This is a genomic window from Alphaproteobacteria bacterium (genome assembly GCA_005883305.1).
Taxonomy (GTDB): domain Bacteria; phylum Pseudomonadota; class Alphaproteobacteria; order Sphingomonadales; family Sphingomonadaceae; genus Allosphingosinicella.
Genome location: VBAC01000001.1, coordinates 1,891,059 through 1,905,523, shown reverse-complemented (window position 1 = coordinate 1,905,523; position 14,465 = coordinate 1,891,059). Strand labels below are relative to the sequence as shown.

General features: G+C 67.0%; 10 protein-coding genes. 3 read left to right on the top strand and 7 right to left on the bottom strand.

What is annotated here, in order from left to right:
* Positions 1–16 precede the first annotated feature (16 nt).
* The 3 genes from E6G92_09470 to E6G92_09460 are packed head-to-tail and all read left to right on the top strand — an operon-like array spanning position 17 to position 3,464.
* Positions 17–928, top strand: a complete 912-nt coding sequence (locus E6G92_09470; GenBank protein TMJ19965.1) for a hypothetical protein — start codon at positions 17–19, stop codon at positions 926–928.
* Between the two features lie 2 nt (positions 929–930).
* Positions 931–1,410, top strand: coding sequence for a hypothetical protein (locus E6G92_09465; protein TMJ19964.1), 480 nt, complete (start codon positions 931–933; stop codon positions 1,408–1,410).
* Complete coding sequence (locus tag E6G92_09460; GenBank protein TMJ19963.1) at positions 1,407–3,464, top strand: hypothetical protein; 2,058 nt, start codon at positions 1,407–1,409, stop codon at positions 3,462–3,464. Before E6G92_09465 ends, E6G92_09460 begins: the two co-directional genes overlap by 4 nt.
* Positions 3,465–3,648: 184 nt before the next feature.
* Here E6G92_09460 and E6G92_09455 read toward each other — a convergent pair whose 3' ends face one another.
* From E6G92_09455 to lptF, 7 genes are all read right to left on the bottom strand, one after another.
* Positions 3,649–7,032 carry a hypothetical protein gene (locus E6G92_09455; GenBank protein ID TMJ19962.1) on the bottom strand — a complete coding sequence of 1,128 codons (3,384 nt, stop codon included), beginning with the start codon at positions 7,030–7,032 and terminating at the stop codon, positions 3,649–3,651.
* A gap of 200 nt (positions 7,033–7,232) precedes the next feature.
* Positions 7,233–8,705 (bottom strand): amidohydrolase, encoded by a 1,473-nt coding sequence (locus E6G92_09450; protein TMJ19961.1) that lies wholly within the window; start codon positions 8,703–8,705, stop codon positions 7,233–7,235.
* 61 nt (positions 8,706–8,766) lie between these two features.
* The gene (locus E6G92_09445) at positions 8,767–10,290 is read right to left on the bottom strand and encodes a lipopolysaccharide biosynthesis protein (protein ID TMJ19960.1); all 1,524 of its coding nucleotides are present in this window, start codon (positions 10,288–10,290) and stop codon (positions 8,767–8,769) included.
* An 8-nt stretch (positions 10,291–10,298) separates the two neighbouring features.
* Positions 10,299–11,687, bottom strand: coding sequence for a chromate efflux transporter (gene chrA / locus E6G92_09440; GenBank protein ID TMJ19959.1), 1,389 nt, complete (start codon positions 11,685–11,687; stop codon positions 10,299–10,301).
* Positions 11,684–12,034: a DUF3147 family protein gene (locus tag E6G92_09435; protein TMJ19958.1), complete on the bottom strand. Its 351-nt coding sequence runs from the start codon at positions 12,032–12,034 to the stop codon at positions 11,684–11,686. Before E6G92_09435 ends, chrA begins: the two co-directional genes overlap by 4 nt.
* 1 nt (position 12,035) lies before the next feature.
* Entirely contained in the window at positions 12,036–13,133 is a 1,098-nt protein-coding gene (gene lptG / locus E6G92_09430) for an LPS export ABC transporter permease LptG (GenBank protein TMJ20781.1), read from the bottom strand.
* Positions 13,133–14,344 (bottom strand): LPS export ABC transporter permease LptF, encoded by a 1,212-nt coding sequence (gene lptF, locus E6G92_09425; protein TMJ19957.1) that lies wholly within the window; start codon positions 14,342–14,344, stop codon positions 13,133–13,135. The genes lptG and lptF overlap by 1 nt, the downstream gene beginning before the upstream one ends.
* Between the last annotated feature and the right edge of the window lie 121 nt (positions 14,345–14,465).

Here is a 14,465-nt window from a genome sequence, read left to right as displayed (position 1 = left end):
TGCAGGGGGACGAAGTATGGGCTTTCGACGCGCGTGGAAGGGAGATGAGTGGCAGGCGTTCGCGCTGCAACTCGTCCAGCGCCGCCACGGCCCAGAGAACGTCCAGATCGTCCCCGACTCCGTCGGCGGCGACGCCGGTCTGGAATTCTTCACCACCAATGGCTGCCTATACCAATGCTATGCGCCGGAAGAGGTTTCGGACGTCAAGAAGGCCGCCAGCGCGATGAAGGCGAAGGCGGGCCGGGACCTTCCCAAGCTCTCCAAGAACAAGGACAAGATCGAAGCGATCCTGTCGGGCATTTCGGTCAATCGATGGATTTTGCTGTGCCCTTTCCTCGACAACAAGGATGTGGTTGCCGACGTCCGCAATCGCGGAATTGCCCTTAAGGGCCAGAGTCTCAGCTTCCTGGCCGACGACTTCGAAGCTCTGTGCCATTCGCAGGAGGATTTTGCCGGCGAGATCGAACAGCTCAAAGCCTTGTCGCTCGGCCCGCCCTTGAGCATCGACATGCCGACGCCTGTGGATGTCTCGGCCGCGGGTGAGACGTCGATCGGAACGCGGATCGATGAGAAGCTCGGACGAGCTTATGGTTCGGCCGCCACGGCGCGGCAGATCGCCACTCGGCGAGATGCTTATGTGAAAGCGCATCTTTACCGCGAGAATGCGCTCGATCAGCTGCGCCAGAACCATGCGGTGCTTTGGGAGCGCGCCTATCAATCGATCGAGGCGGAAGAGACCCGGCTGATTGCCGTTGGCGCCAGTTCGACCCTCCCCGCCGAGCAATTGCAGAGCAGCACCCAGAAGATCGAGGAATCGCTGGCGAAGGCGCTGCCCACGCTTCAAGCCGGCGTCATCACGCAGATCGCTTTGGGGACCGTCAGCGACTGGCTGATCCGCTGCCCGCTCGATTTTCCGGAAGCGGGCTGATCGTGACGGAGATCGATCTTGCCAACCGGCGTTTCTCATTTCGGCGCCGTCCGGTCCCGGTTCCCGGCGATCTTCGCATTGCATGGCGCGTCGCACTCATCATGGCGATGCTGGGAAGCTCGCGCGCCAATCGCGCTTCCCTGGCCAAACTCCACATCATCAACGACGCCATTCGTTCGGGTCAGCAGGACAAATTGAAGACGATCCTGTCCGGCACACACGCCGCAGTGCCGTGGAATCTGAGGGTTGAACCGGCATTCGCCCGCGCTGTTGATTTTGTCGTTGGCGAGAAACTGGCCATCTGGACGAAGGCGACCGGCCGGGCCGCGCTACAGCTCACCAAGACCGGCGTCGATGCAGCGGCAGCCGTAGTAGGCGTCGAGGATGCGCTGGTCGAGGAGCGGGCCGCCGTCGCCGAGCTGGCCAAGCTGATAACCGAGACTGGGGTCGGCGCGCTCCTTGGCGAGAAGGTGCGGGCATGATCCAGCTACGGCATCTGCGCCTGCGCTCCTTCACGGCGACGCGTGCCTTCGGCGCCGACATACCGTTCGAAGCCGGCCTCAATGTCGTCCAGGCGCCGAATACATCCGGCAAGTCGACCTGCCTGCAGGCTATCATCTATGCGCTCGGTCTGGAGCGGTCGCTTGGCCCGCAGCTCACGGTTCCGCTTCCCTATGCGATGCGCGAGCAAATCCACCAGTTCAAGGAAGATCCTTACGATCTCGTCCTGCAATCCTATGTCGAGCTTGAGATCGCCAACGCGCAGGGCGAGATCGTCGTGCTCCATCGCGATGTGGTCGGCGACAAGAGCACGAAGCTGATCCAAACCTGGAACGGTCCGTCGCTGAGCTCCGAAATTCCGCGCGGCGAACAACGCGATTATTTCGTTCTGGATGGCGGCTCGGCGACGAACGAGAGCGGCTTTCACGCCTTTCTCGCGCAGTTCCTCGACTGGGATCTGCCCATCGTCGCCCGCTACGACGGAACGGAATGCCCTCTGTATCTCGAGGCGATCTTCCCGATGCTCTTCGTCGAGCAGAAGCGAGGATGGTCCTCAATCCAGGGTCCGTTCCCGACCTTCTTGCGCATCCAGGATGTTGCAAGGCGGGTCATGGAATTTCTGCTCGATCTGGAGACTGCGAAAAACCGCCGGCGGCGTGCGGAATTGCGGGCGGCGATCTCAGAGTTGCTGGGGCGCTGGTCGGACCGTCGCAAGGGCATGGAAGAAGCAGCAGCCCGCGTGGGCAGAATCAGGGGTCTTGCCCTCCAACCGAGCGCAGAGTTTGCGGCGGCGCCGACGCTTGACCTGCAGCTCTATTATCAGGGCGAATGGACCCGGCTTGCCGATGTGCTGCAGATCGCCACCGGCAGGGTGGCCGAGCTTGAGGCCAGTCAGGTCGAAACCGTCGAGCAGGCCGCGCCGGACATCCAGGCGCGCGTGACGGACCTTCGGTCACAGCTCGACGCGCTATCGGCGATCCTAGAGGCGGTCCGGGGCGAATATGGCGCCGAAACGCAGGACAATGCGGCGCTCGAAGAGCGGGTGGCCGCGCTTGAGACGGATTTGAAGCGCAATCAGGATGCACAAAAGCTGCAGCGTCTTGGCTCTGAACTTGGACGCGCGGCGTCGGAGCATGTTTGCCCGACGTGTCATCAGGGTGTCTCGAACGAACTGTTGCCGACCGTCGACAGCGTGGGAATGGCACTCGATGAGAACATCGCGTTCGTCAAATCCCAGCTCGAACTTTATCGCTCCGCTCTGCTCAACTCGCGCGAGCGATTGCAGGAGATCGCCGCGCGCTATCGGGGGTCCGAACGGGATCTTCAGGACAGGCAGCAGCAATTGCGGGTGCTTCGTCAGGAATTGACGCGGCCCAGCGCCTCGCCATCTCGCGCAGCGATCGAGGAGATTGTCCGGCTCCAGGCCTTCATCGACCGTTTGGAGAGCATCGACGAGCTTGCGAACTCGCTGTTGGACGAACTCAGGGAGATTGCGTCCGAGTGGGCGCTGGCGACCAGCAGTTTGCGACAGCTTCCGGCTGACGAACTCACCGCGGCCGACAAACGCAAAATCGAGCATCTGCAAACCGGCATCCGCCGTCATCTCGAGCGCTACGGCTTCCGGTCTTTTCAGCCCGGCGAGATTTCTCTGTCATACGATAATTTCCGCCCTCTCGTGCTCCGCAACGACAAGGGTGAGACGGTGGAGAAAGAGATCAATTTCGAGATGTCGGCGAGCGACGCGATCAGGCTCAAATGGGCCTATTACCTGTCCTGCCTGGAGTTGATGCGCGATTTAAGCGTGAACCATCCTGGGCTGGCGATCTTCGACGAACCCGGTCAGCAGGAAGTGGAATCGTCCAGTCTTTTCGAGTTTCTGCGTTCCGCGTCGCAGTCCGCGCAGAATGGACAACAGGTCATTGTCTCCACATCGGAGACCTATGAAGCTGTCAGCGCGACATTAGGCGACACTGCTAACATTGTAAGTTTCCCCGGCTTCATCCTGCAGCCGATCGAGACCGGCTCCCCGACCTGATACACAAACCTCGGGCGCGCGAGCCAGGCACGCTGGCTGGCTGCAATGACCAGCGAACAGGTAGGGTGCATACTGGTCACGCGGCTGCACCGATTAACCGGCGGCTTTCGGGGGAGCGGTCAGAGTGGCCGAAGGTCGGACATGGGCGCAAATCGGACCTTGGTTCCGTCCAACCTGCGGCCCCTCAGCCCATCCGCAGCAACAGGATCAGCAGCACGAGCAGGATCAGTGCCAGCAGGAGCAGGATGAGCCAGTGCCAGGCGTGCCAGCGGTGCCGCGCGGCCGTACCGTGCGCGCCGTCTCCCCCGGACCCGTCTCCCCAGGGCCCACCATCTCCGCCATGCCCCCCGTGGCCGTCTCCGTCGCCAGGCATCGGGAAGATGCCGTCGGGAGTCGCCGGGACGGCGTAAGGATCGCCGCCGAGCGCCCGGACCTTTTCGGCGAGGAGGGCGAGGTAGCGGTGGAAGGTCGCGTGCCAGCGCGCGTTCGGCTTCATCTTCTCGGCCCGCCAGCGCATTATCGAGAGAAGCTGCAGGTGATAGGGCAGCATCGCGCCCTTGACCGAGACCGGGATGCCGAGCTGGAAGGCGCCGACCGTCTCGCGCCAGACGCCGGACTGGGCCGCCGCGGCCGCCACCGCCTGGGCTTCCGGATGCTCGACGATCAGCGCATGATCGCCCTCGTCGTCGAACAGCCTGAGATCGGTGACCAAGGTGCGGTTGCCGCCCAGATCGAACGCGCCGCGCGGGGGCGCGGCCGCCGCCGTTGCGCCGGTCTGCGGCTGAAGGAGGGCAGCCGCCTCTTCCCGCGAAATCTTCGTCACCCTGGGCGGCGGCGGCTCGACCAGCCGCATGCGGTTGGTGATCTGGCGGACGGCGAGATCGAAGCGTTGCCCCCGCTTCACGCCGATCGGGAAATCGGCGATCAGAACGCCAGTCCCGCGCTGCTGGCTCGGCGGCAGCGGCACGTAGCGGGTGCCGCCGCCGGGCAGCGCGATCGTGTGGGCGTCGACCTCGCGGATGTCGTGGCGCGCGTAGAAACGGTCGGCGAGCGCGACCACGTCGGCGGCCTGCCAGCCGGAAACGTAGATGCGCACTTCGGTTCCGTCGGGCACGGACCCGAGCCAGTCGAGCAGCAGCTCGTCCGGCGGGAAGGCCTCGCTGACCGTGTTCGGCGCCGCCTCGATCTCGAACGTGTGGAGCGCCATGCGCGACGCATCGAGGCCGGGATTGGCGATCTCGCTGAAGGCGATGTTGCGCTGGGCGAGCTTGTCGGAGGCGAAGGGCGTGGCGCCGTCCGGAATGGGCGCGCCGGGATATTCGATCTGGGCGACGATGCACTGATGCTCGCCGACCATCAGCTCCGACAGGCTCTTCATCCCGCCGCTGCCGTCGGGATTGGCGCTGAGATAATCGTCGCCCAGATTGTTGTCGATCAGGGCGCCGAAGATGACCGACGCGCCGGCGCCGACGTCCTTCTCGTTATTGCCGTCGGTCTGGGAGGCGTAGGCCGGGTTGCGCGCTTCGGCGACGACCGGGAAGGAGACCCAGTCGGTGTGGGCGCCGTTCCTGCCCGGCGCCGCCCATCCGCCCGCGGTCTTCTCGTAGCTGCCGGTCGCGCCATGAAAGGTGAGCGCCGCCGTGGTTGGCGAGGGGACGATTCGGAAGAAGACGCGAACGTCGTTCGCATCGGCCCCGCCGGGGCTCAGCCGGACCCGGGCAAGCGCGAAATTGTAGACGTTCTTCTTCGGATTTTGGGTGGTCTGCGGGATGGGGCTGAGCGCGGACTGCTGCTGGCCCGAGGGAAGGTGGACGAAGTCGTTGATCGAGATATGGTCGACCACGTTCTTCAGGAAATCGAGCGCGACGGTGCGCGAGGCGTTGGCGGCCAGGCTGTAGCCGGCGATGGACTCGCCCCCGCCGGCGACGACCGGGAAGATCTTGAGATCCGAGCTCAGCCAAACCGTGTCGTTGGCGTTGTCGAGATCGAGGCTGAAGGGATTGGCCGACTTGACCAGCTGGATCCACGCCTTGTCGGTCAGCGGCGCGGGGACGTCGAGAGCGTTCAGCACGGCATCGAGCTCGATCGTGTTGAACATTTCGGCGAAGGCGAAGGCCGAGGCGGCGTTGATCGTGAGCCGGTAGCGGAAGGTGAAGCGCTGGAGCCGGTCCGGCAAGGCGGGGTCGTCGCTGTCGACGCCGATCGCCTCGATCGAAAGGCCTGCGGGCTCGGCGAAGGTCAGCTGCGGCGCCCAGTTGCCGAGGTCGGTCGCCGACGGCGTCAGGTCGTCGAGCGGACCGCCCGGGAACTGGCTCGGCTTCAGCCCGTCGACATAGACCAGGACCGCGCCGTCATATTGCGGCTGGGCATTGGCCTCGTCCTGGCTGAACGTGCTGCGCTCGAGGACGATCGTGATCGCCGGCCGGGGCCGCGCCAGCCAGTCGGCGATGTTCGCGTAGACCGCCTTGATGTCGGCGAAGGCGCCAGGGACGGAGGGCGGATCGTAGGCGAAGCCCTCGTCCTTCACCGAATCCGGGCCGGCCTTGGCCACCTTGTCGGCGTTGTCGACGCTGCTGTCGCCGGCAAGGTTGATGTCGATATAGTGGTGGAAGGTCGAGCCGGTGACGATCCGACCGACCCCCGCCTGCCGCCCGTCATAGACGCTGAACGTGCCGACCTCCTTCATCGCCGAAAGCTCGGTATTCATGTCGAGGATGCCGTCGGTGACAGACTTGTTCGTGTAGCCGGTGGTCTGGCCGCTGGCGACGATCCGGGGCATTTCGCGATTGCCCGCGACCAGCGGGAACTCCACGAAGGATTCGGCGCCGATCGGGATCGAAAGCGTGTAATCGTATTTGTTGCCGACGTCGTCGAGCACCTTGCCTTCGTGCATATGGTCCGGAAAGACCGCGATCACCGTGGCGTCGTCGCGGCGGAGGATCGGGTGGACGGGCGGCTTGGCGGTGATCGTCTGCGGGGTGGAATCGGACTGGTTCTCGAACCAGACGAGGCTCGCGTCCCCATTGTAGTTGCTCAGGCCGCTGCGCTGGGTGGTGTCGGCCCGCCCAGCGCTGCTCCGCGGATAGTTGCGCGGGAAGGTGGGGAAATCGGTTTCCATCGGCGAGGAGCCATCGCCCTCGCCATACCAGGCGCGCATCACCCTGACGCGCGGGATGTGGCCGCACATGATCGAGCCGATGCTGTCGTGGTCGCCGGTCGCGAACACGCCGCCGCCGGCCTGCATGAACCTGGCGATCGCGGCAAGCTGGCCGACCATCACGGGGTCGCCGGGGTCGCCAAGACCCTTGCCGCTGGGGGTAACGGAGTTGAAGCCGTTGCGGCCGTCCTTGCCGATCATCCACAGCACGTCGAAATCGAGCAGGTCGAGGTCGGTCTCGAAATTGAAGTCCTGGTGGGTGGCGCTGGTGTCCGACTGGCGATGCGCCTTGGTCACCTGGTGTCCGGCCTCCTCGAGCGCCGTGACCAGCGTGATATAGGTGAAATCGTCGATGCCGTCGTCTGCCGAAAAGCGGTAGCCGCCGTCGAGCACCATCAAAATCTTCGCCATAGCCCAGCTCCCGCCAATATGAATGCGCCGCCGCAGGCATGGCCGCGGCGCGGATTCCGAATGGAAATCCTGAGATGATCCCGATTGCGGCAAAGATACCGCGACTCGATATTACTACTTCGGGCGAATATTCACAATCGAAGCGATGTGAACTGACTCCGTAATGAAATCCGAACCATCAATTCTTCGATCGATTGACCTCAATGAAGCCCCACCTGGCCGCGCAGGCTCGCGTAGATCGCCTGGGAATCGTAGCCCAGCCCGTTCCTGAACACGATCAGAGGCCGGGTGATGGCGCGGACGTCGCGCGCGAGATCGCCATCCAGAAGAACGATGTCGGCGCGCTTGCCCGCTTCGAGGCTGCCGATCTCGCGCTCTCGGCGGAGATAGATTGCGCCGTTCAGCGTGGCGATTCGGATCGCCTCGGGCACGGTGAAGCCCGCCTCGACGAGCAACTCCACCCCGCGCTGGTCGCCGAGGCCGGCGATGACGTGGCCGTCGCCGGTGGGGTCGGCGCCGGCCATTAAGAGGCCGCCGGCGGCGGCGAAGGCGCGCTCGAACGCCATTTCCTTGCGCAGCATCATGGCGAAGAAGGCCGCGGCGGGACGCTGGGCCGAGTGGCGGCGGACCTGCACGCGCCAGGTGTCCGGCGAAAGCAGGGCCTGGAGGTGCGGCGTCGCCTCGAGATCGGGCCGGTCGCCGCCTTCGAGGACGGCGAGGGTGGAGGTGATCGCGACGCGGCGCTCGACGAGGGTGCGGATCATGCGCTGGACCTCGGGCGCGTCGGGGGCGACGTTCTGGATGATGTGGCGGATCACGGCGCCGGCGCCGAGCGGCGCGTCGGCGCCGGCGCGGCCGCAATGGCCGGCTGCCCGCTGCGGGTCGAGCTCGCCGTCGGGCGCTCCGAACGGTCCGTGCTCGAGATTGTCGATGCCGAGGCGCGCCGCCTCCTCGTAGCCGACCGAGCAGAGGTGGCCGGTGACCCTCATTCCGCGCCGGTGCGCCTCGGCGATCGCCGCGGAGAGCTCGGCGGCCGAGATGTTCATATAGGCCTTGACCGAGGTGAAGCCGAGCGCGGCCCAGTGGCGCACCGCCTCGCGCGCCTCGGCCGGGCCGCGCAGCGGGTAGAGCTGGGCGATCGCCGGCGGCGCGCCTTCGAGATAGGGCGTGGTGAGATCGAGATCCGGGCCGATCAGCCGCCCGGCCTCGATCTCCCGCTTGATGCCGAGATCGCCGTGCGGATCGACCGAGCCGGCGGTGCGCGCCGTGGTCACGCCGCTGGCGAGATAGAGCTGGGGAAAGGTGACCGGCGCCTGGATGACGTTGAACGCCCCGTCGCCGGCGGACGTGCGGAACATGTGCTCGTGCATTCCGACGAGGCCGGGGATGGCGGTCTTGCCGGTCCCGTCGATTCGCGAGGCGCCCGCCGGCAGAGCGAGGGAGCCGTCGGGGCCGATCGCGGCGATTCGGCCATGGTCGATGAGGATCGTCTGGCCCGCGCGCGGCGCGGCGCCGGTGCCGTCGATGACGAGAACGTGCTCGATGGCGACCAGCGGGGAGCGCTCGCGGATCAGGGACGGCGCGGCGGGCGCCGCCTGCGGCCGCGCGCTGCCGGGCAGCAAGGCGGCGAGGGCGGCAAGGACGAAGAGAAACGGACGCATGGGCCGGGCCATCGGATCACTCCCGCTGTTCTTGAGCCTTCATGAAAAACGGTCTGAGCGGCAAAGGCAAGGGTCAGGCGAGCCGAAGACTCCGCGACAGGCCCCCGAGCGCCAGCCTGTCCTCCCGGGTGAGGCCGTAGCGCAGCGTCAGCCAGGAGGTGGCGGCCCACAGGATCGTGCAGGCGGCGAAGCGGGCGGGGCCGTGCAGCGCCTGCTCCGCGCCCCACATCAAGGCGCAGCCGGCGAGCGCGAGGCCGAGGCCCTGGACCAGCTTGTAGTCGAACGGATTGAGGCCGTCGCTCAGCTGGAGCTCGACGGTCGCCGCGTAGGTCGAGACGATCGTCGCGGCGCCGATGGCCACCGCCATGCCGAGCGGCCCCGTCGCCGGCACCAGCCAGAAGGCGATAGCCGCGAAGAGCGCCACGGCGATGAAGGCGTTGAGCGTCGGCAGAACGCGGTGGCCGATCATCTCGACGATCGCCGAGGCAGGGCCGACGATCGCTTCCACCGCGCGCGCGCCGACGAGGATGAAGAGCAAAGGCAGCGCGCCCTGCGCCTCGGGGCGGTAGAGGCTGAGAACGTCGACTCCGGCGAAGACCAGCAGGCCGGAGAGCGGGACGACGAGCGCGGTCGAGACCCGGCTGGCGAAATGGTAGAGCGGCCCGATTTGGCCGCGGTCGACATGGGCCTGGGCCGAGGAGAGCGGGCCGAGCACATATTGGAAGGCCTGGCGGACGATCAGGGGCACGGTCGAGATCTTGCGCGCGATCTCGAACAGGGCCGCGGCCGAGGCGCCGCGAGCGCCGGGAAGCATCAGGTTGAGAACCACCGGCGGCGCGTCGATCAGGGCGCGCCGCGCGAGGTTCGAGGGGAGCAGGCCGAGGCCGGTCGCGACCAGCTTGCCGGCCTCGCCGCGCGGCAGTGGCGCGCGCAGGATCAGGCGCAGATCGTAATAGCGGCCGAGCAGGCGGACGCAGAGCAACGCGGTCACCCCCAGCGAGCAGAGATGGGCGGCGATCAGGCCGAGCGAGCCGGCGCCGGCGGCGAAGAAGCCGAGCGCGAACAGGATGCGCGCGATCTGCTCCCAGAAGATGCGCAGGCGAATCTCGGGCCCGAAGGCGCGCCGCGCCCGGGCGGCGGCGGTGGCGACCTCGATGAAGGTCCACAAAGGCAGCGACCAGGCGAACAGGGCGACGGCCAAAGGCAGGCGGGCGGAATCCTCGGGCGCGGCGGAGAAGATCGCCGCGACGGCGTGGGCGTTCAGAGTGACGGCGAGCGCGATCAGGCTGGAGGGGACGAGGGCGATCAGCAGCGCCAGCCGCACCGCGCCGTGCGCTCCTTCCTCGTCCTCGGCCGGAACCACCCGTTGAAGGGCGAGCGGCATCGACAGGTGAACGATGTTGGTGGCGAGGTTCACCGCGCCCCACAGGACGATGTAGATGCCGTAGGTGGAGAGGCCGAACAGCCAGGTGTAGAGCGGCTGCGCCAGCGCCTCGATCAGCGCCCCAAGCCGCGAGAGGCCCGCGAGGCCGGCGCCGCGCGCGACGTCGCCCCGGGTGACGGCGGGGGCCGGAGGGGCGGGCGGATCGTCCTGCATCGGCCCGCTTATGCCGGATTGGCCCCGGCGACCAACCAATATCCCGCGCCCAGCGCCGCGCACAGGGCGAGCACCGGCAACGCGCCGATCTTGAGCCGGAAGATGGCGATAATGGCGACGGCGGCGAGGACCAGAGCGGGGAGGTTGGCGCTGGCGAGCACCGGCAGGTCGAAATCGAGCGGGCCCGCGGCGAACTGGCGCTGCTGGCGGAACAGGGTGTGGAAGGCGAACCAGAAAGCGAGGTTCAGGATCACGCCGACGATCGCGGCGGTGATCGCGGCGAGCGCCGCGGACAGCGCCTTGTTGCCGCGGAGGCGCTCGACGAACGGGGCGCCGAGGAAGATCCACAGGAAGCAGGGGACGAAGGTGACCCAGGTGGTGAGGATTCCGCCGAGCGTCCCGGCGGCCATCGGCGAAAGGCCCGTCGCCTGGCGGAACGCGCCCATGAAGCCGACGAATTGCGTGACCATGATCAGCGGCCCAGGCGTGGTCTCGGCCATGCCCAGCCCGTCGAGCATCTCGCCCGGCTGGAGCCAGCCGAACCGCTCCACCGCCTCCTGCGCGACCCAGGCGAGCACCGCATAGGCGCCGCCGAAGGTCAGCACCGCGAGCTGCGAGAAGAAGAGCGCGATCCTGCTGAACACGTCGTCGGGGCCGAGCAGGAGCAGCAGCGTCGCCACCGGCCCCAGCCAGAGCAGCAGAAGAATGGCGGAGATGCGCAGCGACCAGCGCAGGTTCGGGCGGGCGTGGTCGGGCACATGGTCGCCGAGCAGGGTGTCCCCGGGCTCGACCGCGGACGAGCCGGCCGGCCCGTGCCCCCCGCCGCCGCCGGCGAAGGCGGACGAGCCGGCCCGGCTGGCGGCATAGCCGATCAGCGCGGCGCCGACGACGATCAGCGGGAAGGGAATTGCGAAAAAGAAAATGGCGAGGAAGGCGGCGGCGGCGAGGGCGCGCATGACGTTGTTCCTGAGCGCCCGCGATCCGATCCGCCGCACGGCGTCGAGGACGATGGCCAGCACCGCCGCCTTAAGGCCGAAAAAAAGCGCCTCGACGGCATCGACGCTGCCCAGCGCCGCGTAGAGCCAGGAGAGGATCATGATCGAGACGAAGCCGGGCAGGATGAACAGCCCGCCGGCGATCAGCCCGCCCTTCGTCCGGTGCATCAGCCAGCCGATATAGGTGGCGAGCTGCTGCGCCTCGGGGCCTGGGAGGAGCATGCAATAGTTGAGCGCGTGGAGGAAGCGCTCCTCCGAGATCCAGCGCTTCTCGTCGACCAGGATGCGGTGCATGACCGCGATCTGCCCGGCGGGCCCGCCGAAGCTGAGCGCCGCGATCCGCGTCCAGACGCGCACCGCCTCGGACAGGGGAAGCGGCGGCGCCGGCACTTCGTCCTTCAAAGCCGGATCCCGAGCCGCGGCCCGAGCAAGGTCATCGTGCCGTAGAGCGCGACGGTCACCAGGCACCCGACGGCGAGCGCGGCCCAGAACGAGGCGCCCTGGCGGAGCATCCAGGGCATCAGCAGGAACATCGGCAGGGTCGGCAGGACGAACCAGAAGGTCGCCTCGGCGTGGGCGGCCATTCGGACCGGATCGTGGGTGTCGCGCCAGAGCCAGATCATGCCGAGGATGGACACCAAAGGAAGCGAGACGATCAGCGCGCCCCAGCCGGGGCTGCGCCGAGCGACCTCGGAGACGATCGCGATGATGATGCCGGAGAGGAGCGCCTTGATCGCCAAATAGAGCATCTCACTCCTCCGTCCGGATCAGCACCGCCTCGCCGACCAGCAGAAACAAAAGGAACGGCCCCCAGGCGGCGAGGAAGGGCGGGTAGGCGCCGAGATTGCCCATCGCGATGGCGAAATTGTCGGCGACGAAATAGGCGAAGCCGAGCGCCATGCCGATCACCGCCCGGACCATCAGGGCGCCCGAGCGGGCGAGGCCGAAGGCGGCGACCGCGGCGAGCAGGGGCATGAGCATCGTCGACATCGGGCCCGCGATCTTGTGCCACATGCTGGAGGAGAGCGTAGCGGTCGGGCGGTTGGCGGCCCGCAGATCGGCGATCGAGCGCCTGAGGCGCCAGAAATCCTGCTCGTCGGGATTGACCCGGGCGAGGGTGAATTCGTCGGGCGTGATGTCGCTGCCGACACGGACCGCGCCCATATGCTCCGTCAGGCCCGTGTCGACCGTGAACAGGGTCGCGTCGCGAAGCACCCACCCGGCTCCGGGCGCCGCGGCTCCGGTTCGCGCGGTGAGGATCCGCCGCAGCGTCCCGCCTTCGCGGCCGTAGATGGTGATTCCGGCGAGACGGACGCCGGAGCCCCGCCCGCTCACCCGGCTGACGAAGATGAGGTCGTTGCCGTGGACCAGCGACAAATTGGTCTGCACGCCGCTTTCGGGCGGGACCGGGCCGAAATCGGCGTCGTCCCACGCGCTCAAGGTGGCCGTCGCGCGGGTGACGAAGCGCTCGTTGAAGCCGAAATGGACGAGAGCGATCATCGCGGAAACGAGGATCAAGGGCGCGACGATCTGGTGCGCCGAAATGCCCGCCGCCTTCATCGAGATGATCTCGCTGTTCTGGTTGAGCCCGGCGAAGGTGATGAGGGTGCCGAGCAATACGGCGAAGGGGAGGAAGCGGGCGAGCAATTGGGGGAGCCTGAGGCCGACATAGCGCCACAGCTCCGCGTCGCCGTTGCCCGGATGGGCGAGGATGTCGCCCGATTTGCCGAGCAGATCGAGCATCATCAGGATTCCGACCAGAGCGACCAGCACCGCCGCGCTGCGCATCAGGAACAGACGCGAGAGGTAGAGCGCGATCCGGCGCGACGGGAAGAAGGACAGGTTGATCACGAGGCCGCCGCGCTCCGCCGCCGGCCGCGCCGGAACAGGCGCGCGACCGCCTTGGTCAGCCTGGCGAACAGCCGCTCGAGAGCGCCGATCGGCTGGCCGCCCGGAATGTGGGCGAGAGTCCAGTACATCCAGACCATCAGGCCGGCGAAGATGAGGAAGGGGGCCCACAGGGCGAAGAAGGGATCGATCCGCCCCTGCGCCCCCATCTGCTCGGCGTACTGGTTGACCTTGTGGTAGGTGACGACGAACACGATCGAGATGAAGATTCCGAGACCCGACGTGCTTCGCTTGGGCGGCACTGCCAGAGCCACCGCGAGCAAAGGCACGAGCAGCATCATCGCCACCTCGACCATCCGGAAGTGGAAATTGGCGCGGATCGCGTTGCGGCGCTCCCGCGGGAGGCTGGCATCGCCGCCGAGCCGCCACAGCTCGGGCACGGTCAGCTCCTTGGTGCCGTCGCCGCGGCCGCGGAAATTGCCGATCGCCGGAAGGTTGATCGGCAAATCGTGCTGGACGAAGCTCAGCACGCGCGGGACCCGATAGCCGGGCTGATCGTGAACCAGCCGGCCGTTGGAGAGGCGGAAGAGGATCGTCTCCGGATCGTCGGTGGCGAGGAAGCGGCCGCGATCGGCGCTGACCGCGACGGTCCGCCCGCCGCGCTCGGCGATGCGCAGGAAGACTCCGTGAAGATCGGTGCCGTGATTCTCGCTGCGCTCGATGCGCAGCGTCATCCGGCGCCCGAGACTGGTGAACTCGCCGACCTTGATCGACGCGCCGAGCGCGCCCGAGCTCAGCTCGTAACGCAAATTCTGGTAGGAATATTGGGCGTAGGGCTGAAGGAAGCCGACGATCCCGAAATTGAGCACGAGCAGGACCAGCGCGTAGCAATAGGGAATCCAGAGCAGGCGCCCGTAGCCGAGCCCCACGGCGCGCAGCGTATCGAGCTCCGAGGACAAAGCGAGCTTCCTGAAGGCGAGCAGGATCCCGAGCGCGAGGCCGACCGGGATCGCGAGGCCCAGATATTCGGGGATCAGATTGGCGAGCATCCGCCACACGACGGTGACGGGCCCTCCCTCGCTGACGACGAAATCGAACAGGCGAAGCATCCGGTCCATCAGCAGCAGCATCGCCGCGAGGCAGAGCGTGCCGACCAGCGGAATGAGGATCAGCCGGGTCAGATAGCGGTCGATTTGGTTCGGAAACTTCAAGCCTCAACGGTCCCCACGCGGCGCCTTGCCCGGCGGCTATAGAGGCAGGTGGGGGCGCGGTCATCGCCTTTTGGCCGGTTCGGACGCTCGGGGTGCGCGGATTTCCAACCTTTCGACGCCC

Coding starts and splice junctions, on each gene's coding strand:
- E6G92_09470 (TMJ19965.1), top strand. CDS start 17: ATGGGCTTTCGACGCGCGTGGAAGGGAGATGAGTGGCAGGCGTTCGCG.
- E6G92_09460 (TMJ19963.1), top strand. CDS start 1,407: ATGATCCAGCTACGGCATCTGCGCCTGCGCTCCTTCACGGCGACGCGT.
- E6G92_09455 (TMJ19962.1), bottom strand. CDS start 7,032: ATGGCGAAGATTTTGATGGTGCTCGACGGCGGCTACCGCTTTTCGGCA.
- E6G92_09450 (TMJ19961.1), bottom strand. CDS start 8,705: ATGGCCCGGCCCATGCGTCCGTTTCTCTTCGTCCTTGCCGCCCTCGCC.
- E6G92_09445 (TMJ19960.1), bottom strand. CDS start 10,290: ATGCAGGACGATCCGCCCGCCCCTCCGGCCCCCGCCGTCACCCGGGGC.
- E6G92_09435 (TMJ19958.1), bottom strand. CDS start 12,034: ATGCTCTATTTGGCGATCAAGGCGCTCCTCTCCGGCATCATCATCGCG.